Source organism: Mycolicibacterium iranicum, from assembly GCF_014190915.1.
Taxonomy (GTDB): domain Bacteria; phylum Actinomycetota; class Actinomycetes; order Mycobacteriales; family Mycobacteriaceae; genus Mycobacterium; species Mycobacterium iranicum_B.
Map to the genome: position 1 here is coordinate 260,921 of NZ_JACHVU010000001.1, position 24,491 is coordinate 285,411.

The following is a 24,491-nucleotide window of genomic DNA, read 5'->3' on the forward strand; positions in this document are numbered from 1 at the left end:
GCTGATCGCCCAGCCGCTCTCGCGGCGCTGGCTGTGGGTGGCCGCCGTCGCGGCCCTGGTCCTGACATTCGCCCAGTCGCCCGGCCAGATCTCGCCGGACACCAAGCTCGATCTCACCGCCAACCCGTTGCGCTTCCTGGCGCGCGCCTTCAACCTGTGGAACAGCGAGCTGCCGTTCGGGCAGGCGCAGAACCAGGCCTACGGCTACCTGTTCCCCCACGGCACCTTCTTCCTGGCCGGCGACCTGCTCGGCGTCCCGGGCTGGGTGACCCAACGGCTCTGGTGGGCGCTGTTGCTCGTCGTCGGCTTCTGGGGCGTGATCCGCGTCGCCGAGGCGCTGAACGACGGACGCGGCCTCGGCACCACGACGTCACGAATCCTCGGCGCGATAGCCTTCGCGCTGTCTCCCCGGGTGCTGACGACGCTCGGGGCGATCTCGTCGGAGACGCTGCCGATGATGCTGGCGCCGTGGGTGCTGCTGCCGATCATCGTGGCGCTGCGCGGGCACCCCGGCGGGGTGCGGCTGCCGGCCGCCCGGTCTGCGCTGGCGATCGCACTGATGGGTGCGGTCAATGCCGTCGCGACGCTGACCGCCTGCCTGTGCGCGGTCGTCTGGCTGCTGTGCCACCGGCCGAACCGCACGTGGTGGCGCTTCGTGGCGTGGTGGCTGCCGTGCGTGGCGCTGGCGGTGACGTGGTGGGTCGTGGCGCTGCTGCACCTGGGACGGATCAGCCCGCCGTTCCTGGACTTCATCGAGTCCTCGGGCGTCACGACGCAGTGGATGTCGCTGACCGAGATGCTGCGGGGCACCGGGGCGTGGACGCCCTATGTGGCGCCGTCGGCCACCGCGGGGGCGTCGCTGGTGACGGGTTCGGTGGCGGTGCTGGCGACCGCGCTGGTGGCCGCGGGCGGGCTGGCCGGTCTGGCGTCGAGGCGCATGCCCGACCGTGGCCGGTTGATCACGATGCTGATGGTCGGCGTCGTGCTGCTGGCCGCGAGCTACTCGGGCGGCCTGGGGTCGCCGATCGCGCACTACGTTCAGGTGTTCCTCGACGCCGACGGCACGCCGCTGCGCAACCTGCACAAGCTCGAGCCGCTGCTGCGGCTGCCGCTGGCCCTGGGCCTGGTTCATCTGCTGGGCCGGGTCCCGTTGCCCGGCAGTGTGCCCCGGCCCGTGTGGCGGGCCGCGTTCGCCCATCCGGAGAACGACCGGCGCGTCGCGGTGGGCATCGTGCTGCTCTCGGCGCTGACCGCTGCGACGGCGCTGGCGTGGACCGGCCGCCTCACCCCGCCGGGGGCGTTCGACGCGATCCCGCAGTACTGGCACGACACCGCGCGGTGGCTGGACGACAACGACGTCGGGGGGCGGGTGCTCGTCGCCCCCGGGTCGCCGTTCGCCACCCAGGTGTGGGGCAACAGCCACGACGAACCCCTGCAGGTGCTCGGCGAGAGTGCGTGGGGGGTGCGTGATTCCATTCCCCTGACCCCGCCCGAGACGATCCGCGCCCTCGACTCGGTGCAGCGGCTGTTCGCCGCGGGTCGGCCCTCCGACGGCCTCGCCGACACCTTGGCGCGGCAGGGCATCTCGTATGTCGTGGTGCGCAACGACCTCGACCCGGAATCGTCGCGTTCTGCGCGACCCATCCTGGTGCACCGCGCCGTCGACGGATCCCCCGGACTGACCAAGGTCGCCGAGTTCGGCGACCCGGTGGGGCCCGGGACGCTCGACGGGTTCGTCACCGACAGCGGGCTGCGGCCGCGCTACCCCGCCGTGGAGATCTACCGGGTGGACGCCGCCGGCTCCCCGGGTCCGTACGTCGTCGAGACCGACACGATGCCCCGGGTCGACGGCGGCCCGGAAGCGCTGCGCCGCCTCGACGAACGCCGCAGGCTGACCGGCCGGCCCCCGCTGGGCCCGATGTTGTTGACCCAGGACGCCTCCCGGGCGGGCCTGCCCTCCCCCGTTGTGACCGTCACCGACAGCCCGACGGCACGCGAGACCGACTACGGCCGTGTCGACGACCATTCGTCGGCGATCCGCGGGCCCGACGACGCCCGCAACACGTTCAATCGGGTGCCCGATTACCCGGCCCGCGACGCCGAGCCGGTCTACGGGCAGTGGGGCGGCGGGCGCCTCACGGTGTCGAGTGCGGCCTCGGATTCGACGGCGCTGCCGAACGTCTCCCCGTCGTCGGGTCCCGCGTCGGCGATCGACGGGGACTCCTCGACGAGCTGGGTGTCCAATGCGCTGCAGACCGCGCTGGGCCAGTGGCTGCAGGTCGATTTCGACCATCCCGTCACGAACGCGACCCTGACGATCACCCCGAGCGCGACGGCGGTCGGCGCACAGGTCCGCCGGGTCGAGGTCTCGACGGTGAACGGGACCAGTACCGTCCGTTTCGACGAGGCCGGCAAGCCGCAGACCGTGGCGCTGCCCTACGGGGAGTCACCCTGGGTCAGGATCACCGCGACCGGCACCGACGACGGATCGCCGGGGGTGCAGTTCGGCATCACCGACATCAACGTCACCCAGTACGACGCCAACGGGTTCGCTCACCCGGTGAACCTGCGACACACGGTCGAGGTGCCCGGCCCGCCCACGGATTCTGCTGTCGCGCAATGGGACCTGGGTTCCGAGCTGCTGGGCCGGGCCGGCTGCGCCGAGAGTCCGACCGGTACCCGCTGCGCGGCGGCGATGGCGCTGGCCGCCGAGGAGCCGGTGAACCTGAGCCGTACGCTGACGGTGCCGCAGCCGACGCCGGTGACCCCGACGGTCTGGGTGCGTGCGCGCCAGGGCCCCAATCTCGCGGATCTCATCGCCCAACCGGGAACCACCCGCGCCGCAGGCGACTCCGATCCGATCGACGTGCTCGGGTCGGCGTACGCCGCCACCGACGGCGACCCGGGGACGTCGTGGACGGCGCCGCAGCGCACGGTGCAACCGCACACACCGCCGTCGCTGGTCCTCACGCTGCCGAGCCCGCGCACCGTCTCCGCCATCCGGGTGACACCCAGCTCGTCGCCGCTGCCCGCCCATCCCACGCTGATCGCCGTCGATCTCGGCGACGGCCCTCAGGTGCGCCGGATGACCGACAGCACAGAGACTTTCGCGCTGCATCCGACGGTCACCGACTCGGTCAAGGTGTGGCTGCTGGACTGGGAAGACCTGATCGACCGCACCTCACTGGGCTTCGACCAGCTCAAGCCGCCGGGCCTGGCCGAGGTCGTCGCCCTCGACGCCCGGGGCGCCCCCATCGGCGCCGCCGACGCGACCGCCAACCGCGCACGCACCGTGAGCCTGCCGTGCGGGCGCGGACCGGTCATCGGCGTGGCAGGCGAGTTCGTGCAGACAGAAGTGACGGCCACCGTCGGAGAACTCCTGGACGGCAGACCCATTCCTGCGCGCCCGTGCCGCGGCGGACCGATCACCCTGCCCGCCGGACAGCAGGAGCTGCTGATCAGCCCGGGACCCACCCTGGTCGTCGACGGTGTCCAGCTCGCGACGCCACTGTCGGGCGAGATCACCCCGGCGACAACGGGTCCCGTCGACATCGGCCGTTGGGACAGCGGCCACCGCGAGGTGGATGTCCCCGAATCCCCGGCGTCCCGCATCCTCGTGGTGCCCGAGAGCGTCAACCCCGGGTGGGTGGCGCGCGACACCGCCGGTGAGGCGCTGACGCCGGTGACTGTGAACGGCTGGCAGCAGGGCTGGGTGTTGCCCGCCGGCGCCGCGGGCGCGGTCACCCTCGACTTCGCCTCCAACGGAACCTATCGTGCGGGCCTCCTCGGCGGACTCGCGCTGCTTCCTCTTCTCCTGGTGCTGACACTCGTGCCGTCGCGCCGGCGAGTGACACCCTCCCCGGCGGCGCAGCCGTGGCGGCCGCCGGCCCTCGCGGTCGCCGGTGCCGCAGGCGTTGCGGCGGCGGTGATCTCGGGTGCCGGCGGTGTCGTGGTGGCGGCGGGTGTGCTCGGTATCCGCTATCTGCTGCGGCGTCGTGACCGGATACTGGATGCGCTGACGGTCGGCACCGCGGCGTTCGGGCTGATCCTGGCAGGTGCTGCGCTGAGCCAGAACCCGTGGCGTTCGGTCGACGGCTATGTGGGCCATTCGGCGGGCGTGCAACTGTTGGCGCTGCTGTCCGTCGTCGCCGTCGCCACGTCGACGGTGTCCTTCGCCGATTCACGCCGCACCGCACCCCGCGATGACGAAAATGGCTGATACGACGGATACTCCCGCCGCGCCGGTCCCTCCGATCAGCACCCAGGTGTCGGCGCTGGCCGCGCAGGCGCCCGACGCCCCCGCCGTCACCTGTTCGGGGACCACTCTGTCCCGGGCGGAGTTGGACGCCACCGCCAACCGGGTCGCGCACGGCTTCGCCGACCGCGGCGTCGGGGTCGGCGACTACGTCACGATCGTGCTGCCCAACTCGCTGGACTGGGTCTTCGCGGTCCTCGCGTGCTGGAAGCTCGGTGCGGTGCCGCAGCCCCTGTCGGCGCGCCTGCCCGATGCCGAGCTCGGTGCCCTGCTCGAGCTGCGGCGGCCCGCACTTCTGGTGGGCCGCGCCGACCCGACCGGTGTCACTCCCTGCACCACAACCGATCTCGGCGCCGAGTTCACGGGCTACTCCGATGCGCCGCTACCGGAGGCGGTGTCGCCGGTCTGGAAGTCGATGGCCTCGGGCGGCAGCACCGGGCGGCCCAAACTGATCGAGGCCGGCAACGACAGCCGCGTCCCGCCGGCCATCGGCACCCCGCTGGGCGCGCAGGCAGGTGACGTCAACCTGCTGTCGGTGCCGTTGAGCCACAACACCGGCTTCACCACGTTCGCGATCGGCCTGCTCCAGGGCCATCACTTGGTCGTGATGCCTCGGTTCGATCCCCACGAGTTCCTTCGGCTGATCACCGAGCACCGGGTCACGTTCCTGACGACGGTGCCGACGATCATGCAGCGGCTCCTGCCGGTGTACCGGGCCGATCCCGGCGCCTACGACCTGTCCTCGATCCGGCGCTTCTGGCATGTGGCGGCGCCGTGCCCACCCGCGGTCAAGCAGGCCTGGATCGACATCGTCGGCCCGGAGGCGGTGTGGGAACTGTACGGCGGCACCGAATTACAGGCACTCACGTTCATCTCGGGCGATCAGTGGCTGACACATCCGGGCTCGGTCGGCGTCGTGGTCGCCGGGGAGATGAAGGTGCTCGACGACGACGGTAACGAATGCCCGCCCGGTGTGGCCGGTGAGATCTACATGCGCCGTGCTCCCGGCGCCCGCCCCACCTACCGGTACATCGGCAGCACGGCGAAGTCCCGCGACGGGTGGGATTCGTTGGGGGATCTCGGCTATTTCGACGACGACGGGTTCCTGTACCTCAACGACCGCAGGGTCGACATGTTCACCGTGGGGGGCCGCAACGTGTATCCGGCGGAGATCGAGTCGGCGCTGGCCGAGCACCCCGGCGTGCTGTCCAGCCTGGTGGTCGGGCTGCCCGACGACGATCTGGGCCAGGTGCCGCACGCGCTCGTCCAGGCCGATCCGTCTGCCGAGCTGTCGGACGGCGATGTCGTCGCGTTCCTCGCCGAGCGCATCGCGTCCTACAAGGTGCCGCGGTCGGTGGAGTTCAGCGACCGGCCGTTGCGCGACGATGCGGGGAAGGCGAGGCGGTCGGCGGTCCGCGACGAGGTGATCTCGCGGCGGGCCGCGCAGTCAGGCTGACGCCGCCGAGTCAGGTTGAGACCGCGCCCGCTTGGAGCGCGGCGGGAGTCCACGCATGTGGTCGCGGGTGCGGGTCATGATGTCGCCGAGGGTGCGCACGTCGCCGTCGGACAGCGGCGCGAACAGCAGAGTGCGGACGATCTCCACGTGACCGGGTAGCACCTCGGCAACCCGGGCGCGGCCGGCCTCGGTGATGCCGACGAGGGTCGAGCGCTGGTCGGTGGTGCTGGTCCGGCGGGTGATGAGGCCGGCCTTGTCCAGCAGTCCGGCCTGGTGGGTCAGTCCGCTACGGCTGTAGACGACGCCGTCGGCGAGGTCGGTCATGGTGAGCGGGCCGTCGGCGTCGGCGAGCGTCGCCAGGATCTCGAATTGCACGTAGCTGAGCCCGCCCTCGTCCTGCAGCTGCCGGCGCACCGCGTACTGCAGCAGGCTGACGGCTTCGGTCAGCGCGAAGTAGGTGCGCATCTGCTGGGGTGCGAGAGCTTCGGCCATCCCGCGAGCTTACTGCTTCGACATCGAAGCACTGTGGCGACGATCACGCCGCACTGGGAATTACTTCGACATCGAAGCATGTTGTCACGCAGGTAAACGCTTCGACTTCGAAGCAAAATCGACACAGGGAGTGCGCGATGAAAGCAGTGCAGTACCACCGATACGGCGGCAGCGAAGTCCTCTCCTACACCGACGTCGAACGGCCGTCACCCGGTGCGGGCGAGGTTCTGGTGAAGGTGGCCGGGTCGTCGTTCAATCCCGTGGACGCGGGCATCCGCGGCGGGTACCTGACCGAGGTCTTCGCCGTCCGGCTGCCCCATGTGCCGGGCATCGACGTCGCCGGCACGATCGCCGAACTGGGTGCGGGCGTGACCGATTGGCACGTCGGCGACACAGTCGTCGCGCTGCTGCCGATGGACGCCGACGGCGCCGCCGCCGACTACGCGCTGGCGCCGGCAGAGGCATTGGCCGCCGCGCCACAGACTGTGCCGCTCGACGATGCGGCCGCATTGCCGACGGTCGGCCTCACCGCATGGCAGGCGTTGTTCGAGATCGCCGAACTGACTGCGGGACAGACGATCCTGATCAACGGGGCGACCGGCGCCGTCGGCGGCTATGCGATCCAGCTCGCGCACGAGGCCGGAGCCGTCGTGACGGCGACGTCGACTCCGCGGCACGCGCGGCGGCTGCGCGAGCGCGGCGCCGACCATCTGATCGACTACCTCGGCGACGTCTCGGCGGCGATCCCCGGGGGGCCCTTCGACGTGGTGCTCAACCTCGTCGGCACCACCGAGGAGCAGACCGATGCGCTGATCGCGGCCGTCACCGACGGCGGCATCCACGTCGGCACGATGACCGCCGGTCCCGAGAACCCCGGCCGGGGCGTGCGCACCCAGCGGGTGTTCGTCCGCAGTGACGCGGCTCAACTGGCGGACCTGGTGCGCCGCGTCGACGCCGGGACACTGCACGTCGATGTGGCCGACCGCCGCCCACTGGCCGACGCCGCCGCGGTGCACGCCGCCTCGGACGAAGGCCGGCTTCCCGGAAAAACCATCCTCGTGCCAGATGCCGTCTGAGCATGCCGTGGGAGGTCAGCGCGCGACGGCCGGCTCCGTCTCCTCGGTGACCGACGAGTCCAGCGGAGTCGGATCGTTGCGGCGCTCCCAGCGCCGCAACGCATTCCGGCACGGCGATTCGACGAGGGCGTAGCTGACGGCGGCGATCGCGAAACCGAACAGCACGGTCAGCACGAGCACCACGGTGAAGTGACCGTTGAACGGGAACGCGCCGATGATCGGGAAGACCATCGCCAGCGCCGCCAGATGCCACACGAACAATCCGTAGGACCACCGCCCCAGCGTCACCATGACCGGGCTGCCGAGGATCCGGTGCGAGGTGTCGAGGCGGTCCAGCACCAACGGGGCCAGCAGCGCACCGGCGACGATCGCGCCCAGGGCCGTCTTCAGGATGACCTGACCGACCGAACCGGGATGCAGGCCTTCGCGGCCCGCCAGCGGGGACGCGGCCACCAGAAAGGCCGCCAGGGCGACGACTGCCATCAGCACGCGTCGGCGCGCCAACCGGTGCGCCCACCCCACCGGCGTCACGGTCAGCTCGGCGAGCACCATCCCGGCGGCGAACCACGAGAAGAAGGCCGGCGGCCAGTTCCACAGGTTGTGCCCCGATCCCGCGTCGAACGGGATGTACACCCAGAACAGGCTGGCGGCCGCCACGGTCACGATCGCGGGAATTCTGGCGCGAACCGGCAACCGCCGCGCGAGCAGGGCCAGCAGCGGTAGCGCGAGATAAAAGCTCATCTCGACCGACAGGCTCCACATCTGCGTCAGTCCGGCGGTCAGCGTCAGCGGCACGTAGATCTGCGTCAGGGTCAGGTTGGCCAGCCAGACCGTCACGTCGGCCGGCGTCTCGGGCATCAGCAGCATGATCACGACGACGGCGACAAGGTAGCCGGGCATGATCCGCACGATCCGGGAGCGCAGATAGTGCGCGGTCGCCGGACGCGACCGCAGGCCCCGCGCGGCGGCGGCGTGACCGCGCCACAGCAGGAAGCCCGACAGCGCGAAGAAGACTGCGACCGCCAGATCGAAACGCCCCAGGATCCGTCCGGCGATACCGCCGGACTGCCCGGTCTGGAACGCGACGTGGGTGATGACGACACCGATCGCCGCGCACGCACGCAGCCCTTCCACGGCGGGAAGGAAGCCTCGCGTGCCGCCCACGGCGTCGTCGCGCGTCGCCGACCCGGATCCGGTCACGCAGTCAGTGTGCCCGACGCCGGCCCGGCGGGGCGACGGCTGCGGCCGGGGTGACCCGTCCCCGCCGGTGAAGGCCTCGTAGTAAGCGACGACCTTATTCTGTGCTGTTAGGGTCAGACGGACTTTTGGGCGTCTTGGTGGCGCCGCCACCGCCACGCCCCGTGGCGGCGCGCGAAGGGAGACACGGTATTGAACCGCGCAGTTGCGCTGAGGATCGCCGCGTGCGGAATCATGGGCCTCGGAGCTGCCCTGCTCATCGCTGCGCTGCTCTTGTCCACCTACACCCAGGGCAAGATCGCCAAGATTCCGCTGACCATCGACGCCACCCTCGTCAGTGACGGCACGGGAACCGCGTTCGACCCGGCCTCGCTGCTCGGCGAGCGGTTCGTGGTCAACGAGGACATCCCGCTGGTGATGCAGCAGCAGCAGAGTGTGGAGTCACCCTCGAACGCCGATGTGGTGACACTGCAGGTCGGCACGTCGCTGCGGCGTTCCGATCAGCAGCAGGACAACGGCCTGCTGCTGGCCATGGTCGACACCGTCACGGTGAACCGCCAGACGGCCCTGGCGGTCTCGAGCGAGACGAATCCGGGTGGTTCGGTGCAGAAGCCGCGGGCCATCGAGGACGAGAACCCGCCGACGAGCATCGCGCTGCCGCACGAGGGGCTGGCCTACCGCTTCCCGTTCGACACCGAGAAGAAGACGTATCCGTTCTTCGACCCGATCGCGCAGAAGCCCTACGACGCCAACTACTCCGGCGAAGAGGACGTCAACGGTCTGACGGCGTACAAGTTCACGCAGAACGTCGGGTTCGACGCGGACGGAAAGCTCGTGGAGCCGGTGAAGTTCGCGTCCCTCTACGACGACGACGCCGACAGCCAGGTCACCGCACGCGCGGCGCTCTGGGGCCTTGAGGGCGACCCCGAAGAGCCGATCACGATGACCCGCTACTACGCCGCGCAGCGCACCTTCTGGGTGGATCCCGTGTCGGGCACCATCGTCAAGCAGACCGACCGCGGCTACCACTACTACGCCCGCGAAGCGCTCAAGCCGGAGATGACGTTCGTCGACTACACCGTGACGACCGACGAGGAGTCGGTCGAGTCCCAGGTCGCCGCCGCGCAGGACGAGCGTGACCGGGTGTCGCTGTGGGGCCGCATCCTGCCGATCACGTTCACCGCGCTCGGCCTGGTGGCCCTCGTCGGTGGCGCGCTTCTCGGGTCGTTCAGCCTGCGGGCCGAGTCCATGCTGATCGACCCGGGGCTCGACGACACCAGCAACCGCTTCTACGGCGGTCGCGGCGACGAGGGTGAACCCGTGCCCGGCGCCGAGGCCAAAACCGAGAAGCTTCCCGCCCAGCGGCCGTCCGACCTGCCGCCGGACAGACCGGTCTGATCGCTTTCCGTAGCTCGTTCGTCGCGCCGGCCTATGCGCTGGCGCTCACCCTGGCAGTCACCGCACCCCTGCTGCAGCCGGGCTATCTGCTGCTGCGGGACGCGGTGTCCACGCCGCGCTCCTACCTGACCGACGCCGCGCTGGGTCTGTCCCAGGCGGCGCCGCGGGCGCTGCCGCAGGATTTCTTCGTCGCGCTGGCGTCGTCGGTCCTCGACGGCGGCGCGGTCGTCACAGCGCTGCTGGTGTCGGGCCTGTGGCTGGCCGGGTGGGGCGCGGCCCGGTTGGTCACCACGGTGCTACCCGATGCCGGGGTCGGCGGGCAGTGTGTGGCGGTCACCGTCGCGATCTGGAATCCCTATGTCGCCGAGCGGCTTCTGCAGGGGCACTGGAGCCTGCTGGTGGGCTACGGATGCCTGCCGTGGGTGGCGGCGACCGTGCTGTCGCTGCGCGATGGGGAGCATCGGTCTGCCGGCCGCATCGGGGGCCTGCTGTTCTGGCTCGCACTGGCGGGCCTCACCCCGACAGGGCTGATGCTGGCCGCGACGATCGCGCTGGCGTGTGCGCTGACGCAGGGCACGGGAAGGTCCCGGGTGTGGTGCGCGGCGGTCAGCCTGGCCGCCTCGGTGACGGCGGCGCTGCCGTGGCTCGCCGCGTCCGCGGTGGCCGGCGGGTGGGCCGCGGAGGGGGTCGACCAGAAGGCCGGGGTGGCCGCGTTCGCTGCGCGTGCCGAGCCGGGGCTCGGCACCCTCGGTAGCCTGGCCGGCCTCGGCGGGATCTGGAACGCCGAAGCGGTACCTCCCACCCGGACAACGACTTTCGCGGTGGTGTCGACGGTGGTGCTGCTGACCGTCGTCGCCGTGGGCGTCCCGCTGCTGATCCGTCGCCGCACCGTCCCGCCACTGCTCGTGGTCGGCGCGCTCGCGGTGGTGATGCCCGCGCTGATGGCCACGGGGCCCGGTCTGGCGGCGGTGGAGACGGTCATCGAAGCGGTGCCCGGGCTGGGTGTTCTGCGGGACGGCCAGAAATGGGTCGCCCTGGCGATGCCCGCCTACGCGGTGGCCGGCGCCGCCACCGTCCTGGCATTGCGCCCCCGCATCCCGGCAGTCGCGACCACGGCGGTGTGCTGCGCCGCGCTGATCGCGACCCTTCCCGACCTGGCCTGGGGTGTCGGTGGGCGCGTCGAGGCCGTCCGGTATCCGCCGGGGTGGGCGGCCGCCGCGGCCGTCATCAACGCCGACCCCGCCCCCGTGGTCGTGCTGCCGGTCGACAGCATGCGTCGGTTCCCTTGGGCCCGCACGGCTCCGGTACTCGATCCGCTGCCGCGCTGGGTACGGGCCGACGTCCTCAGTACCGGCGACCTGACCATCGCAGGCACCACCGTCCCCGGTGAGGGGAGCCGGGCGAGGGACGTTCAGCGGCTGCTCGTCTCGGGCGCCGGCAGAGAGGAACTGGCGGCTGCCGGCGTGGGCTGGGTGGTGATCGAAGGCCCGCCGGTGGTCGAACTCGCTGCCGCCGCCGAGCTGCCGGTGGCCTACCGCGACGACGACCTGACCGTCTACGCGGTGGGCGGCAATGCGCCCGGTGCACCGCAGCGCGCCGTGATGCTCGCCGCGCACGGGGTCTGGCTGGGTCAGCTCGTGCTCGGCCTCATCGGGATGCTCTGGGGGCGGCGTCGTTCACGCCGTGCACACCGACGGGACGAGCACGTAGACCGGCCAGAATCCGGCGACCAGTAGGTAGGCGGCCATGCCGCCGCCCGCGGGCAGGGCGGTCTGCAGCATGTCCTCGAGGTGGCGCACCTTGTCGACGTGGAAGAACGCCCACGCCAGGCCGATGGTCACATACGGGATGGCCAGCCACAGGTGGAGTTCGATGACGTCGGCCACCGAGAGTCGCCTGCTCAGCGCGCTGCGTGTTCGGGTGCGCACGAAAGACATTCGAAGCTCCTCAGACGAGCCGGCGATGCCGGCGGACACGGCGTCGGACGTCGGCGAGCAGCACATGGCTGCCGCCCTGCCGAATGACACCAGGCAGGAACCTGTTGACGAACGCCACGAACAGGAAGAGTTGCTCGAACAGGCGCTGGCGACCGTCACCCCAGCCCAGGCCCAGCGCATCGCGGAACACCGGGGCGAGGAAGCCCGCGGTCAGGAACTTCAGCAGGGGCCGAAAGGGCAGCGCGAGAACGGGATTGATCATCCGGAGATCGACCAGGTCGGTCAGGTAGGCGCGCACCACGTCGTCCATCTGCACCTGGCCGCACGCGCTGTCCCAGTAGCGGTCGAACTCCCCCCGGGTCGGTGGCCACTGGTCCTCGGTGACCTGCAACGTCGTCCCCAGCGTGAACGCCGACCGGTAGAACTGCTCGGCCTGCCCGGGGGTCATCTGTCCGCGGAGCAGCTGATAGGTGTCCTCGAGCCCGACGAACAGGCACGCCGCCACCCACATCTGCAGATCGCGGTCGAAGGCGTTGTACTGCACCGGACTCGACGGACCGGACTTCACGTGCCGGTGCGCCCCGTTGACCGCCTCGCGGAACGCCGCCCGGTCCTCGTCGGCGCCCAGGATCGCGACGGCCAGGTATTGGAACGTCGTGCGGGCGCGCTTCCACGGGTGCTTGAGCAGATTGCCCGAATCGACCTTGCTCTCCACGACGCCGTATCCGACCCCCGGCCGCGACAACTGCATGATCGCATTGGCCGCTCCCGCGGCGAACGACCAGAAGTCCATCGCCTCGGCGACGGTGACCGGCTCGTCGCTCCACCGCGCCGTACGGCGGCGGACGTGAATCCTCGTATGGCTCATGGCGGACACATCTCGGCGAGAAGCAGCACCGGCCAGAACAGCACCGAACCGAGCAGGGCGAGCAGCCTCCTGGCACCGTCGAACTGCTCCGCGTAGTCCGGTCTGAACACGGCGTAGACGACGCCGAGCGCGCCGTAGGGCGCACCGAGCAACAGCGCGGTGCCGATCCATTCGGCGAGGGTCATCTCGTAATCCAGAAGGCGGCGCAGGTCGCTGAGCACACCAATTATGTTAATGGTGGTTCAGCCGTGTGTCTGCAGGAAAGATCCGGATGTCCAGGTTCGCCGTTTCCGGAGTCCGGGCCGCGCGCCCGGACTAGTGTCCGACGCAACGGTGGCCACAGCGGAGGTGTCGCATGCCCGGGAACGCGATCGAGATCGGCGGTGTCGATCTGACCGACGCCGACACCTATCTCGCGGCCATGCCCTACGACGCGTTCCGCGAGCTGCGGCACCGGGCGCCGGTGGCCTGGCATCCGCACGGCGACACCGCGGGCTTCTGGGCGCTGACGCGCCACGAGGACATCTACGCCGTGTCCCGCGACAGCGACACGTGGTCGTCGCAGGCCCAGGGCGTCTTCGTCGACGTCCCGGAGCCCGAGGACGCCTACCAGCTCGAGTTGATGATGCTGACGATGGACCCTCCCCGCCACACACAACTGCGATCGCTGGTGAGCCGCGGGTTCACCCCGCGGCACGTCGCCCGCCTCAACCATCGCACCGAGGACATGGCGCGCGACATCCTCGACGAGGCACTGGAGCGAGGTGAATGCGAGTTCGTCGGCGACGTCGCCGGCGCGCTCCCGTCCTACGTCATCGCCGAGCTGCTCGGCATACCGCTGGCCGACGGCCGCGCGCTGTACGCGCTCACCGAGATCATGAACACCCGCCCGCTGCACGATCCGGAGCTCGTCCGGGCGCAGACCGATCTCTTCGGATACGCGAACGAGCTGGCGGCCAGGAAACGTGCGAACCCCGGTGACGACATCGCCACCGCGCTGCTGCACGCCGAGGTGGACGGTCAGCGGCTCACCGACCTGGAGTTCGACCTGTTCTTCATGCTGTTGCTCAACGCGGGCGGGGACACCACCCGAAATCTCGTCGCCGCAGGCACTCTCGCGCTCATCGAGCATCCCGAGCAGTGGGCCAGGCTGGCGGCGGACCCGTCGCTGATGCCCACCGCCATCGAGGAGATGCTGCGCTGGACCAGCCCCGTGACGGTCTTCACGCGCACGGCGACCCGCGACACCCGGATCCGCGACATCCCCGTGCGACGCGGGGAACGGGTGGCGATGTTCTATCCGTCGGCCAACCGCGACGAGGACCATTTCGCCGAGGCCGACCGCTTCGACGTGGGCCGCACCCCGAACCACCACCTGGCGTTCGGTGGCGGCGGCACGCACTTCTGTCTGGGCGCCAGCCTGGCTCGGGCCGAGGCGACCGCGATCTTCCGTGAGATCATCACGCGCACAAGCGCCATCGAGCTCGCCGGGCCGGTCGAGCGGGTCCGGTCGGTGCTGATGAACGGGATTCACTCCATGCCGGTGCGGCTCGTACCCGCCGCGGTCGCCGCCTGAGCGTCAGAGAACGCCGCTGGTCCGGTCTCCTGCGCGCACCGACTCCAGCACCGCACGCATCGCGTCGGCGCTCTGCTTCCACGAGAACTCCCCGCTGCGCACCGCGGCCTTGGCCCCCAGCTGTTCCCGGGCCACGTCGTCGGTCAGCAGCCGCTCCAGTTCGCGCACCAATTCGGGGTAGCCGTCGACCAGCACACCGGTGACTCCGTCGACGATCGAGTCGGCGAGGCCCCCCGAGGCCCGGTAGCCGATGGTCGGCACTCCGTGCTGGGCCGCCTCGACGACCGCGAGCCCCCACCCCTCCTTGCGCGAGGGCAGGATGTGCACCCAACTACGCTGCAGCACCTCGTGTTTGGTGACGTCGTCGACGTGGCCGTGGAACGTGACCGCGTCGGAGATCCCGCGCCGTGCCGCATGGTCGACCAGCGGTTGCGACCACCAGCCGTCACCCAGGACGTCGAGGTGCAGACCCGGGATCCGGGTACGCAGCTCGGCGATCACGTCGAGCGCGTCCTCGATCTGCTTGTGCGGCACCAGCCTCGACAGCACGACCACCCTCGGCGTCGCCGAGCGAGGGATGTCGAGGGTCTGCTGCGGGGCCGCATCGACTCCGTTGCGGACCACCGCGACGTGCTCGGGGCGTACCCCCAGCACGGTCAGGTCGCGCGCCGACGGCAACGACACCGTGACGTACTGGTTGCGCCGGTGCAGACGCGGCGACAGCGTGGATTCCACGAACCAGCCGATCCGGCTCATCACGGGTCCCGCGACCGGCCACTGCTCCCGGTGGCAGTGGTGCACGAGCACCACGACCCGCCGGCCGTAGGCGAGGCGGGACAGGAACGGCAGCCCGTTCTGCGTGTCCACCACCACGTCGGGCCGCACGCGGCGCAGGGGGCCGAGACCGGCCCGCGCCGCGACCATCGCCAGCCCGGCCCGGACGTACACCGAGTAGCGGCCGCCGCGGCGCTGGATCTCCACGCCGTCGACGACCTCGCGGCGCGGCGCCCCCGGGTAGTGCGCGGTGCGCAAGGTGACCCTGGTGCCGGACCCGGCGAGCTCGGCCCCGATGCGCTGCAGGTAGGTCTCGCTGCCGCCACCCTGGGGATGGCCCGTGTCGCGCCAGCACAGCAGCAGCACGGAGCGGACGGGTGAGCGGCGATCGGACATCGCGTGCCAGCCTAACCGGCCTGCGTAGGGTGGCCGCGTGCTCGCTACCGATCTGCTGGCCCGGCGGGCGACGCTGTCGCGATCGCTGCGGCTGCTGTCGTCGTTCCGGTTCGAGCAGAGCGATCCGGACCGCTTCTACGGCCCGCTGGCCGCCGACACCGTCGCGATGGTCGACGATCTGTGGCGTGCCGGCACCGGCGGGGCTCTGCGCGGGGTGCGGCTGCTGGACGTCGGCGGCGGCCCCGGCTACTTCGCCTCGGCGTTCGTCGACGCCGGCGTGCGCTACATCGGCGTCGAACCCGATCCCCGCGAGATGCACGCCGCCGCGCCGCGGACCCATTCCAGGGTCGGCACGTTCGTCCGGGCCTCGGGGACGGCGCTGCCGTTCGCCGACGCGAGCGTGGACGTGTGCCTGTCGTCGAACGTCGCCGAGCATGTCCCCGAGCCGTGGCGGCTCGGCGCGGAGATGCTGCGGGTGACCCGGCCCGGCGGGCTGGTCGTGCTGTCGTACACGGTGTGGCTGGGCCCGTTCGGGGGCCACGAGATGGGCATGACGCACTACCTCGGCGGTCACCGCGCGGCGCAGCGCTATACCCGCAAACACGGCCACCGGCCCAAGAACGACTACGGCTCGTCGTTGTTCGCGGTGTCGGCCCGCGACGGGCTGCGCTGGGCGGCGAGCACCGGCGCGTTGGTCGCCGCATTTCCCCGCTACCACCCCCGATGGGCGTGGGCAGTGACGAAGGTGCCCGGGCTGCGGGAGTTCGCGGTGAGCAATCTGGTGCTCGTGTTGCGACCGCGCTGATCGGCAGACTGCAACAGGTTCTCGTTTTGCGCCTCGATCGGTACTGTGACGTCTATGACACAGAGCACCGCGTTCAGGACTGAGTGGGACAAGCTGTTCATCGGCGGTAAGTGGGTCGAGCCGGCCACCTCGGACGTGATCGAGGTGCACTCCCCCGCCACCGGCGAGCTGGTGGGCAAGGTGCCGCAGGCATCGGCCGCTGACGTCGACGCCGCGTGCGCGGCCGCCCGCGAGGCCTTCGACAACGGCCCGTGGCCGCAGCTGTCGCCCGCCGAACGCGCCGAGGTGCTGGGCCGCGCCGTGAAGATCATGGAGGAGCGCGCCGACGAGCTGAAGTTCCTACTGGCCGCCGAGACGGGGCAGCCGCCGACGATCGTCGACATGATGCAGTACGGCGCCGCGATGTCGTCGTTCCAGTTCTACGCGGGTGCCGCCGACAAGTTCACCTGGCAGGACATCCGCGACGGCGTGTACGGCCAGACCCTCGTCGTCCGTGAGCCGGTCGGCGTGGTCGGCGCCGTCACCGCATGGAACGTGCCGTTCTTCCTGGCCGCAAACAAGCTCGGCCCGGCACTGCTGGCCGGCTGCACGGTCGTGCTCAAGCCGGCCGCCGAGACCCCCCTGTCGGTGTTCGCGATGGCCGAGATGTTCGCCGAGGCCGGGTTGCCCGAGGGCGTGCTCTCGATCGTGCCGGGCGGACCCGAGACCGGCCGCGCGCTCACGGCCAACCCCAACCTGGACAAGTACACGTTCACCGGATCGTCGGGTGTCGGCAAGGAGATCGCCAAGATCGCCGCCGACAAGCTGAAGCCGTGCACGCTGGAGCTCGGCGGCAAGTCCGCCGCGATCATCCTCGACGACGCCGACCTGGACTCGACGCTGCCGATGCTGGTGTTCTCCGGCCTGATGAACTCGGGTCAGGCGTGCGTCGGCCAGACCCGCATCCTGGCGCCGCGCTCGCGCTACGACGAGGTCGTCGAGAAGTTGTCGGCGGCCGCGGCCGGGATGGCGCCCGGATTGCCGGACAATCCCGCCGCGATGATCGGCCCGCTGATCAGCGAGAAACAGCGCGACCGCGTGGAGGGCTACATCAAGAAGGGTGTCGAGGAGGGCGCGCGCGTCGTCACCGGCGGCGGCCGCCCCGAAGGGCTCGACAGCGGGTGGTTCGTCGAGCCGACCGTCTTCGCCGACGTCGACAACTCGATGACCATCGCGCAGGAGGAGATCTTCGGACCCGTCCTGTCGGTGATCCCCTACGAGGACGAGGACGACGCGGTGCGCATCGCCAACGACTCGGTCTACGGGCTGGCGGGTTCGGTGTACACCACCGACAACGACCGGGCGCTCAAGATCGCGCGGCGCATCCGCACCGGAACCTACGCGGTGAACATGTACGCGTTCGATCCGTGTGCTCCGTTCGGCGGTTACAAGAACTCGGGCATCGGCCGGGAGAACGGCTGGGAGGGCATCGAGGCCTACTGCGAGCAGAAGAGCATCCTGCTGCCGTTCGGCTACACCCCCGCCTGAGCACCACCCCATCCACCGAGCAGACGCACACTCGCACCGACACGCCGTGACGCGTGCGGGTGTGCGTCTGCTCGCCTTCTGTCGGTGAGCGGTCAGTCGGTGAGCGGGAACGAGTGGTGTTCGTGGGCGATCAGCCACGTGCCGTCCACCTTGCGCAGCCCCATCGTCACACGGAGCCGGTTGTCCGGATTCTTCTCGAACTCCTCGGGCCTGCCGCAGCGCAGCAGCGCGCGCACGAAGGCGACGTCGGCCCCGGCGGTGACGTCGAGCTCGACCACCTCGAAAAGCGCTCCGCCGGAGATGAATTCGAAGAACGCCGGCCAGCAGTCGCGATAGTCGGCGAGGCCGCGTATCCCGTTGTAGGGCGGCGGGACATCGAACATCACGATGTCGTCGGTGTGGGCGGCGACGACGCCGTCCTGGTCGCAGGACTGAATGGCCTCGACCCACCGCGCCACCGTGGTCCGGATCTGGGTTTCGTCGTCAGTCATGCCCGTACAGACCCCCGCCCGTTCGAATACTCATCGCCCTGCCACCTCGCGGCGCGGGGCAGTGCCCCAGAAACAGTGCCTCAGAAGCCCGCTTCCGACAGGTCCATCGCCGTGAGGTCGACGGCCTGCAGCACCGCCCGCTGGGCACTCAACCGCGGCAGCACGTTCCTGGCGAAGAACTTTCCCGTCGCGACCTTGCCCGTGTAGAAGTCACGGTCGCGGGGGCTGACATCGGAGTCCAGCGCGTTGAGGGCGATCTCGGACTGCGCCAGCAGCATCCAGCCGAGCACCAGATCGCCGACAGCCAGCAGGAACGGCACCGACTCCAGACCGAGCCGATAGAGCTCCCGCGGGTTCTGCTGTGAATCCACGAGGTACTTCGTCATCGCCGCCACCATCTCCTGGACGTCCCCGACGGCGGTGGCCAGCAGCGCCCGCTCGGCGGCGAGCTCCGGGCGCGCGGCCGGGTCGTCGAGGAATCGCCGCATGTGCGTCACGACGTGTAGCAGCGCACCGCCCTGGTCCCTGGCGATCTTGCGGAAGAAGAAGTCCTGCGCCTGGATGGCCGTGGTGCCCTCGTAGAGCGAGTCGATCTTGGCATCCCGGATGTACTGCTCGATCGGATAGTCCTGCAGGAAGCCCGAACCACCCAGCGTCTGCAGCGATTCCGTCAGACACTGATACGCCCGCTCGGACCCGACGCCCTTGACGATCGGCAGCAGCAGATCGTTGACCCGTCCGGCCATCGCGGCGTCGGCGCCCGACACGATCTCGGCGGCCGCGACATCCTGGTGGGCTGCGGTGTACAGGTACAGCGCCCGCAGCCCCTCGGCGTAGGCCTTCTGCGTCAGCAGCGCACGGCGCACGTCCGGGTGATGGATGATCGTGACGCGCGGGGCCGCCTTGTCGGCCATCTGCGTCATATCCGCACCCTGCACCCGGGTCTTGGCGTAGTCCAGCGCATTGAGGTAGCCCGTCGACAGCGTCGCGATCGCCTTGGTGCCCACCATCATCCGCGCATACTCGATCACCTTGAACATCTGGGCGATGCCGTTGTGGGCGTCGTCGACCAACCAGCCCACCGCGGGTACCCCGTGCTCACCGAACGTCAGCTCGCACGTCGCCGAGGCCTTCAGACCCATCTTGTGCTCGAGGCCCGTGACGAACACGCCGTTGCGCTCCCCGGGTTCACCGGTCTGCGGGTCGAAATGGAACTTCGGCACGATGAACAGCGACAGCCCCTTGGTCCCCGCCGCCGCACCCTCGGGGCGGGCCAACACCATGTGGACGATGTTCTCGAACAGGTCGTCGGTGTCGCCGTTGGTGATGAACCGTTTGACCCCGTCCAGATGCCAGGTGCCGTCGGGCTGCTGCACGGCCTTGGTGCGGCCCGCGCCCACGTCCGAGCCGGCGTCGGGTTCGGTCAGCACCATCGTCGCGCCCCAGTTGCGCTCGATCATCAGCGAGGCCCAATGTCGTTGCTGCTCATTGCCGATAGCGTTGACGATGTCGGCCATCTTGGGCCCGGCCGAGTACATGAACACCGCCGGCTGTGCGCCGAGCACCAGTTCGTTGATCGCCCACTCCAGCATCGACGGTGCGGGCACCCCGCCGATGTCCTCGGCCATGCCGACACGGAACCATTCGCCGTCATGCCACGCCCGGAACGACTTCTTGAACAGGGCGGGGATGCTCACCACATGGGTTGCCGGGTCGAATGTCGGCGGCCTGCGATCGGTCTCGGCGAACGCCTCCGCGAGCGGCCCCTCGGCGACCTTCGCGGCCTCGTGCAGCATCTCGCGCACCGACGCCGTGTCGAGTTCACCGAATTCGCCTGTGGCAAGCACCTTTTCCAGCGCGAGCACCTCGAACAGGTTGAACTCCAGATCGCGGGTGTTGCTGCGGTAGTGACCCATGCTGCCAGGGTACGACGGCGGGGGCGGCTATCGGGCGCAACGCCAGTGCGCGCAGACGAAGTCGCCGTTGACCGCCGAGGAGACCAGTGCCCACTCTGATCGCATCGGCAGCACCCGCGAGCCCGCTCCGAGCGTGCACGGCGCATACGCCACGATCATCTCGTCGATGAGGCCGGCCGCGACGAACTGCGCCGCGACGTCGCCCCCGCCGACGACCCAGACGTCCTTGTCCCCGGCGGCCTCCACCAGCGCGGGGTGCAGTTCGGCGGCGTCGCCGCTGAACGTGGTGACATCGTGAGCTGCGGCGATGATGTCCGGTCGGTGCGTCATCACCCAGGACGGCTGCGAGTACATCCAGTCCCCGGGATGGTTCTTCAGGATCCATTCGTAGGTGTCGGCGCCCATGACGAGCGCACCGACGGTCTCCATGAACGGCTCGATCCCGAACGGCCCGTCGCCGTCGATGGCGCGCGACGTCAGCCAGTCCAGGCTGCCGTGCTCGTCGACGATGTAGCCGTCCAGGCTGGAGGCGGTGTAGTACACGGTGGCCATCTAGATTCCTCTCATCCATTCCAGCGGATCACCGCGACGGCTCGTCACCCCGTGACGGGCGAGCATGGCCCGGACGAGTTCGCGGCGGTGGGCGGAGTACGTCAGGACGTGGGCGACGATGCCGAAGAGCTGAAAGGACTCCGGCGGGTCGCACAGTGCGTCGATCACGGTGTCGCCGAGACGCCCGGCCGCGGTGTACTCCGAAACCATTGCGCCCCAACGCTTGGCGATGTCGTCGTGGTGGGCGGCCAGCGCGTGGGCGTCGACGAACTCGGCCTGGGTGGACGTGCGCGGGGGGAAGTCGTCGCCGGCGATGGTGGCCAGCCAGACCTCCTTGTTCCAGACGATCGCGCCGAGCACCGCGCCGACGCTGGGCTCGGGTCCGTCCCACTCCAGCACGGTCTGCCCGGGCGCGATCTCGGCCACCCACTGCTCACGGGTCAGCTGTGCGGCGCGGCCGAGCAGATGCGCGGTGTCGTCGACGTCGTGGGCGACCATCAGCGCCGTGATGTCGGGTCCGCCGTCGGTCGGCACCGCGCGGTCGCTGTCCAGCCACAGCGACTGCGGCGGGTGGAAGTGCAGGCCGTTGGGGGCGGGCAGCCGGAACGCGACGTCGGCGGCCTGCGACGGCGGCACCCCGTAGGTGCGGCGGAAGGCGCGCGAGAACACCTCGGCCGACGACCAGCCTTCGTCCTCGGCCACCGTCGACACGGCCTCTCCGCGCTGCAGCCGCCATGCGGCGCGCTCCAGCATGACCCGGCGCCGCAACGCCGCGGGCGGTTCGCCGGTGAGACGGCGGACCTCCCGGGAGAAATGGAACTCGGAGGTGTAACTGCTGCGCGCCATCTCCCCCACGCCGCTGTTGTCGGCGTCGGTGACCGCGTCCAGCAGTTCACGCAGCCGGTCCCGGCCGCTGAGTGCCTGCGCCGAGACGGTGTCGTCGGAGGATCGTTCGGTCACGGTGTCCGAGTATGGTCGGCCCCCGCAGCCGGGAACATGACTTTTCCTGCTGCGGTTCAGCTGTCGAGGACCCGCTCGACGTGTGCCTCGAGCCCGCTGCGATCGCCGAGACCGGCGACGTCGATGCCGAAGCGTCGTTCGAGGACGTCGAGCACTTCTCCGGCGGTGTCGAATCGGAATTTCTCCGAACCGTCGGCGCGGTGCACGGCGAGATGGCGTCCCCGCAGGTTCCAGCGGGCGTCGTCGGTGACCAGCGCCGCGGTCAGCCCGGTCACGAATCCGGATTTCGGATAGGTGGACACGTACCAGCTGCCGACCTCGAGGTCGATCCGCGGGCGCGGGGTGGGATCCAGCAGATACAGGGGCTGCCAGGCGCCGCGGATCTGGGCCTGCAGCTCGAACCCCTCGGGGTGATCGAGCAACCGGTACGGCTCGTGGCGGGTCTGCTGAACGGGTCCGGCGTGCAACCGGATCGGCGACGTGAGCGTCTGACCCCCGAACCCGACGTCCACCAGAAAGGGGCCGTCCCCACCGGGCAGCGTCACCGACAGCACCTGATGGGTCTGCGCGGGCAGCGCCCCCGGCCCGGCCGCACCGCCGTCCTGCATCCACACGACCCGCCCAGCGAGCCGCTGCACCTCGAAACCCAGCTCGTCGAGCACGTAGCCGAGCAGGCCGTTGTGCTCGTAGCAGTAGCCGCCGCGGCGGCGGCCGACGAGCTTGTCCGCCAGGGCTTCTGCCGACAGGTCGACGACGGGCACCCCGGTGAGGGGGTCCAGGTTCTCGAACGGGATGCTGCGGTTGTGCGCGGCGACGATCTCCTGCAGCGCGGCGAGGGTGGCCTCGGCGCGGTGGGAGAGACCGATCCGGTGAAAGTACGCGTCGGGCAGGCTGGCCATGCCGTCATGGTGCGACCTCAACGGCGGTTCAGGTCAACCCGCCCCGAACAGGACCCGCCCGAAACAGCACTATGGCGGAATCCCCCGACCGGGTTCCGCCATAGTGCCTCAGAACCTACAGCGGACAGGGCACCCTTGGTCGCATTTTCCGTAGCTTGTCTACCTGCTGGCCGGAATTCGTCGCCGATGCGGGACTGCGCGGGCACCGCGACGACGTTGACGGGGGCATGACACACATCGAACACATCACCGCTCTGGTCACCGGCGCGAACCGCGGTCTCGGCCGGCGTTTCGCCGAAGAGTTGCTCGCCCGCGGCGCCACGGTCTATGCCGCGGCCCGCCGGCCCGAAACCATCGACCTGCCCGGCGTCATCCCTGTCCAGCTCGACATCACCGATCCGGAATCGGTACGCCATGCCGCCGAAGTGGCCGGCGACGTCAACGTCGTCATCAACAACGCGGGGGTCTCGACGCGCGCCGGGTTGCTCGACGGCGCGATGGACGACATCCGGCTCGAGATGGAGACGCACTACTTCGGCACCCTGTCGGTCACCCGCGCCTTCGCGCCGGTCATCGAGCGCACCATCGCCGACACCGGCGGTGGCGGCGCCATCCTCAACGTGCTCTCGGTGCTGTCGTGGGCACATCCGGCGAGCAGCGGGGCCTATGCGGCAGCCAAGGCGGCGGGTTGGGCGATGACCGACGCCGTACGCCAGGAGCTCGCCCCCAAGGGCATCCACGTCGCCGCACTGCACGTCGGCTACATGGACACCGACATGGTCAGCTACATCCCCGCCGACCAAAAGACCGACCCCGCCGTGGTGGCCAGGCTCGCCCTCGACGGGCTGTTCGCCGGCAAGCCCGAGATCCTCGGCGACGAGCTCACCCGCACCGTGAAGGCGGGCCTGGCGGGAAGCACGTCCTGAGCCGCCGCCCTTGACGACGACGAAGTCGGTACTGGATCCTTCGCCCTAGGCGACGCTGGTCAGCGACCTGCTGGGCTCAGCGTTGTCGATGCCCGTGAGCAGCGGGTAGAGTGGCAAAACTAGAACACGTTCCAGTCGGACGCACGTCCAGTCTGACACGTAGCCGTCGAGGGGGCCGCCGTGAGTGAGACCGACATCGAACCGTCCGAAGTCACCAAGTGGGATCCGGTGCTGACCGAGCGGGTGATGGGGTTCCTGAAACCCTTCCTCAAGGGCTGGCACCGCGCCGAGGTCCGCGGCCTGGAGGACTTCCCCCACGGAGGGGCGCTCGTCGTCTCCAACCACTCCGGCGGCCTGTTCCCGATGGACGTCCCCGTCTTCGCCAGCGGCTTCTACGACAAGTTCGGGTTCGACCGTCCGGTCTACACGCTCAGCCACGACATGCTGATGGTCGGGCCGTCGGGCGCGTTCTTCAAGAAGACCGGCTTCATCCCCGCCAACCACAAGAACGCCGACGAGGCGCTGCGGTCCGGCGGCGTCGTCGTCGTGTTCCCCGGCGGCGACTACGACGTCTACCGTCCCAGCTTCTCGGCGAACAAGATCGACTTCGGCGGCCGCACGGGCTACGTGAAGGCCGCACTGAACGCCGGTGTCCCGATCGTGCCGACCGTGGGCATCGGCGGCCAGGAGAGCCAGCTGTTCCTGACCCGCGGCACCGACGTCGCGAAGGCCCTCGGCCCGATCGCGCGGATGTTCCGCGCCAAGATCGTGCCCGTCTCGTTCGGGTTCCCGTTCGGACTGTCCGTCGTCCTGCCGCTGAACGTGCCGCTGCCCGCCAAGATCACGATGAAGGCGCTGCCGCCGATCGACATCGTGAAGGAGTTCGGAGAGAACCCCGACATCGACGAGGTGGACGCGCACGTCCGCCTGGTGATGCAGCGTGCCCTCGACGAACTGGCCCGCGAGCGCAAGCTGCCGGTGCTGGGCTGA

21 protein-coding genes are annotated in these 24,491 nt (G+C 70.1%); 10 read left to right on the forward strand and 11 right to left on the reverse strand.

Going from position 1 to position 24,491, the window contains the following annotated elements:
- Position 1 precedes the first annotated feature (1 nt).
- Together FHR72_RS01185 and FHR72_RS01190 are read left to right on the forward strand one after the other, a co-directional pair.
- Complete coding sequence (locus FHR72_RS01185; protein ID WP_183466559.1) at positions 2–4,219, forward strand: alpha-(1->3)-arabinofuranosyltransferase; 4,218 nt, start codon at positions 2–4, stop codon at positions 4,217–4,219.
- Positions 4,212–5,711 carry an AMP-binding protein gene (locus tag FHR72_RS01190; protein WP_183466075.1) on the forward strand — a complete coding sequence of 500 codons (1,500 nt, stop codon included), beginning with the start codon at positions 4,212–4,214 and terminating at the stop codon, positions 5,709–5,711. The genes FHR72_RS01185 and FHR72_RS01190 overlap by 8 nt, the downstream gene beginning before the upstream one ends.
- Here the strand turns inward: FHR72_RS01190 and FHR72_RS01195 are convergent.
- A complete protein-coding gene (locus FHR72_RS01195; protein WP_183466076.1) occupies positions 5,703–6,203 on the reverse strand; it encodes a MarR family winged helix-turn-helix transcriptional regulator in 501 nt (166 codons plus the stop codon). The genes FHR72_RS01190 and FHR72_RS01195 overlap by 9 nt on opposite strands.
- A gap of 137 nt (positions 6,204–6,340) precedes the next feature.
- Between FHR72_RS01195 and FHR72_RS01200 the strand changes: the two genes are divergently transcribed.
- Entirely contained in the window at positions 6,341–7,279 is a 939-nt protein-coding gene (locus FHR72_RS01200; protein ID WP_183466077.1) for an NADP-dependent oxidoreductase, read from the forward strand.
- A 15-nt stretch (positions 7,280–7,294) separates the two neighbouring features.
- Here FHR72_RS01200 and FHR72_RS01205 read toward each other — a convergent pair whose 3' ends face one another.
- A complete protein-coding gene (locus FHR72_RS01205) occupies positions 7,295–8,479 on the reverse strand; it encodes an acyltransferase family protein (RefSeq protein ID WP_183466078.1) in 1,185 nt (394 codons plus the stop codon).
- Positions 8,480–8,668: 189 nt separating this feature from the next.
- On the opposite strand from FHR72_RS01205, the gene pgfA reads away from it, so the two are divergent.
- Both pgfA and FHR72_RS01215 read left to right on the forward strand, forming a co-directional pair.
- Positions 8,669–9,874: a cell envelope lipid trafficking protein PgfA gene (gene pgfA / locus FHR72_RS01210; RefSeq protein WP_183466079.1), complete on the forward strand. Its 1,206-nt coding sequence runs from the start codon at positions 8,669–8,671 to the stop codon at positions 9,872–9,874.
- Positions 9,874–11,610, forward strand: coding sequence for an MmpA family trehalose lipid delivery protein (locus tag FHR72_RS01215; RefSeq protein ID WP_183466560.1), 1,737 nt, complete (start codon positions 9,874–9,876; stop codon positions 11,608–11,610). The genes pgfA and FHR72_RS01215 overlap by 1 nt, the downstream gene beginning before the upstream one ends.
- On the opposite strand, the gene FHR72_RS01220 is transcribed toward FHR72_RS01215, so the two are convergent.
- The 3 genes from FHR72_RS01220 to FHR72_RS01230 are packed head-to-tail and all read right to left on the reverse strand — an operon-like array spanning position 11,551 to position 12,900.
- A complete protein-coding gene (locus tag FHR72_RS01220; protein WP_183466080.1) occupies positions 11,551–11,811 on the reverse strand; it encodes a hypothetical protein in 261 nt (86 codons plus the stop codon). The genes FHR72_RS01215 and FHR72_RS01220 overlap by 60 nt on opposite strands.
- 10 nt (positions 11,812–11,821) lie before the next feature.
- Complete coding sequence (locus tag FHR72_RS01225) at positions 11,822–12,679, reverse strand: oxygenase MpaB family protein (RefSeq protein WP_183466081.1); 858 nt, start codon at positions 12,677–12,679, stop codon at positions 11,822–11,824.
- A complete protein-coding gene (locus FHR72_RS01230) occupies positions 12,676–12,900 on the reverse strand; it encodes a hypothetical protein (protein ID WP_311736014.1) in 225 nt (74 codons plus the stop codon). The genes FHR72_RS01225 and FHR72_RS01230 overlap by 4 nt, the downstream gene beginning before the upstream one ends.
- A 134-nt stretch (positions 12,901–13,034) precedes the next feature.
- Here FHR72_RS01230 and FHR72_RS01235 point away from each other — a divergent pair, with 134 nt between their 5' ends.
- The gene (locus tag FHR72_RS01235; RefSeq protein ID WP_183466082.1) at positions 13,035–14,255 is read left to right on the forward strand and encodes a cytochrome P450; all 1,221 of its coding nucleotides are present in this window, start codon (positions 13,035–13,037) and stop codon (positions 14,253–14,255) included.
- Between the two features lie 3 nt (positions 14,256–14,258).
- On the opposite strand, the gene FHR72_RS01240 is transcribed toward FHR72_RS01235, so the two are convergent.
- On the reverse strand, positions 14,259–15,425 hold the full coding sequence (locus FHR72_RS01240) for a glycosyltransferase family 4 protein (protein WP_183466083.1): 1,167 nt from the start codon (positions 15,423–15,425) through the stop codon (positions 14,259–14,261).
- A 37-nt stretch (positions 15,426–15,462) separates the two neighbouring features.
- On the opposite strand from FHR72_RS01240, the gene FHR72_RS01245 reads away from it, so the two are divergent.
- Positions 15,463–16,230 carry a class I SAM-dependent methyltransferase gene (locus tag FHR72_RS01245; protein ID WP_183466084.1) on the forward strand — a complete coding sequence of 256 codons (768 nt, stop codon included), beginning with the start codon at positions 15,463–15,465 and terminating at the stop codon, positions 16,228–16,230.
- A 54-nt stretch (positions 16,231–16,284) separates the two neighbouring features.
- Entirely contained in the window at positions 16,285–17,757 is a 1,473-nt protein-coding gene (locus FHR72_RS01250) for an aldehyde dehydrogenase (protein ID WP_183466085.1), read from the forward strand.
- 92 nt (positions 17,758–17,849) lie between these two features.
- Here FHR72_RS01250 and FHR72_RS01255 read toward each other — a convergent pair whose 3' ends face one another.
- The 5 genes from FHR72_RS01255 to FHR72_RS01275 all read right to left on the reverse strand — a co-directional run bounded on the left by FHR72_RS01255 (position 17,850) and on the right by FHR72_RS01275 (position 22,575).
- Positions 17,850–18,248: a YybH family protein gene (locus tag FHR72_RS01255; RefSeq protein WP_183466086.1), complete on the reverse strand. Its 399-nt coding sequence runs from the start codon at positions 18,246–18,248 to the stop codon at positions 17,850–17,852.
- 80 nt (positions 18,249–18,328) lie between these two features.
- Positions 18,329–20,164, reverse strand: coding sequence for an acyl-CoA dehydrogenase (locus FHR72_RS01260; protein WP_183466087.1), 1,836 nt, complete (start codon positions 20,162–20,164; stop codon positions 18,329–18,331).
- Positions 20,165–20,191: 27 nt separating this feature from the next.
- The gene (locus tag FHR72_RS01265; protein ID WP_183466088.1) at positions 20,192–20,716 is read right to left on the reverse strand and encodes a dihydrofolate reductase family protein; all 525 of its coding nucleotides are present in this window, start codon (positions 20,714–20,716) and stop codon (positions 20,192–20,194) included.
- Entirely contained in the window at positions 20,717–21,676 is a 960-nt protein-coding gene (locus FHR72_RS01270) for a helix-turn-helix domain-containing protein (RefSeq protein ID WP_183466089.1), read from the reverse strand. It lies immediately after the preceding gene.
- Positions 21,677–21,732: 56 nt separating this feature from the next.
- Positions 21,733–22,575 carry an arylamine N-acetyltransferase family protein gene (locus FHR72_RS01275; protein ID WP_183466090.1) on the reverse strand — a complete coding sequence of 281 codons (843 nt, stop codon included), beginning with the start codon at positions 22,573–22,575 and terminating at the stop codon, positions 21,733–21,735.
- A gap of 227 nt (positions 22,576–22,802) precedes the next feature.
- Here FHR72_RS01275 and FHR72_RS01280 point away from each other — a divergent pair, with 227 nt between their 5' ends.
- Positions 22,803–23,501 carry an SDR family oxidoreductase gene (locus FHR72_RS01280; RefSeq protein WP_183466562.1) on the forward strand — a complete coding sequence of 233 codons (699 nt, stop codon included), beginning with the start codon at positions 22,803–22,805 and terminating at the stop codon, positions 23,499–23,501.
- Positions 23,502–23,747: 246 nt separating this feature from the next.
- Complete coding sequence (locus tag FHR72_RS01285; RefSeq protein ID WP_260155760.1) at positions 23,748–24,491, forward strand: 1-acyl-sn-glycerol-3-phosphate acyltransferase; 744 nt, start codon at positions 23,748–23,750, stop codon at positions 24,489–24,491.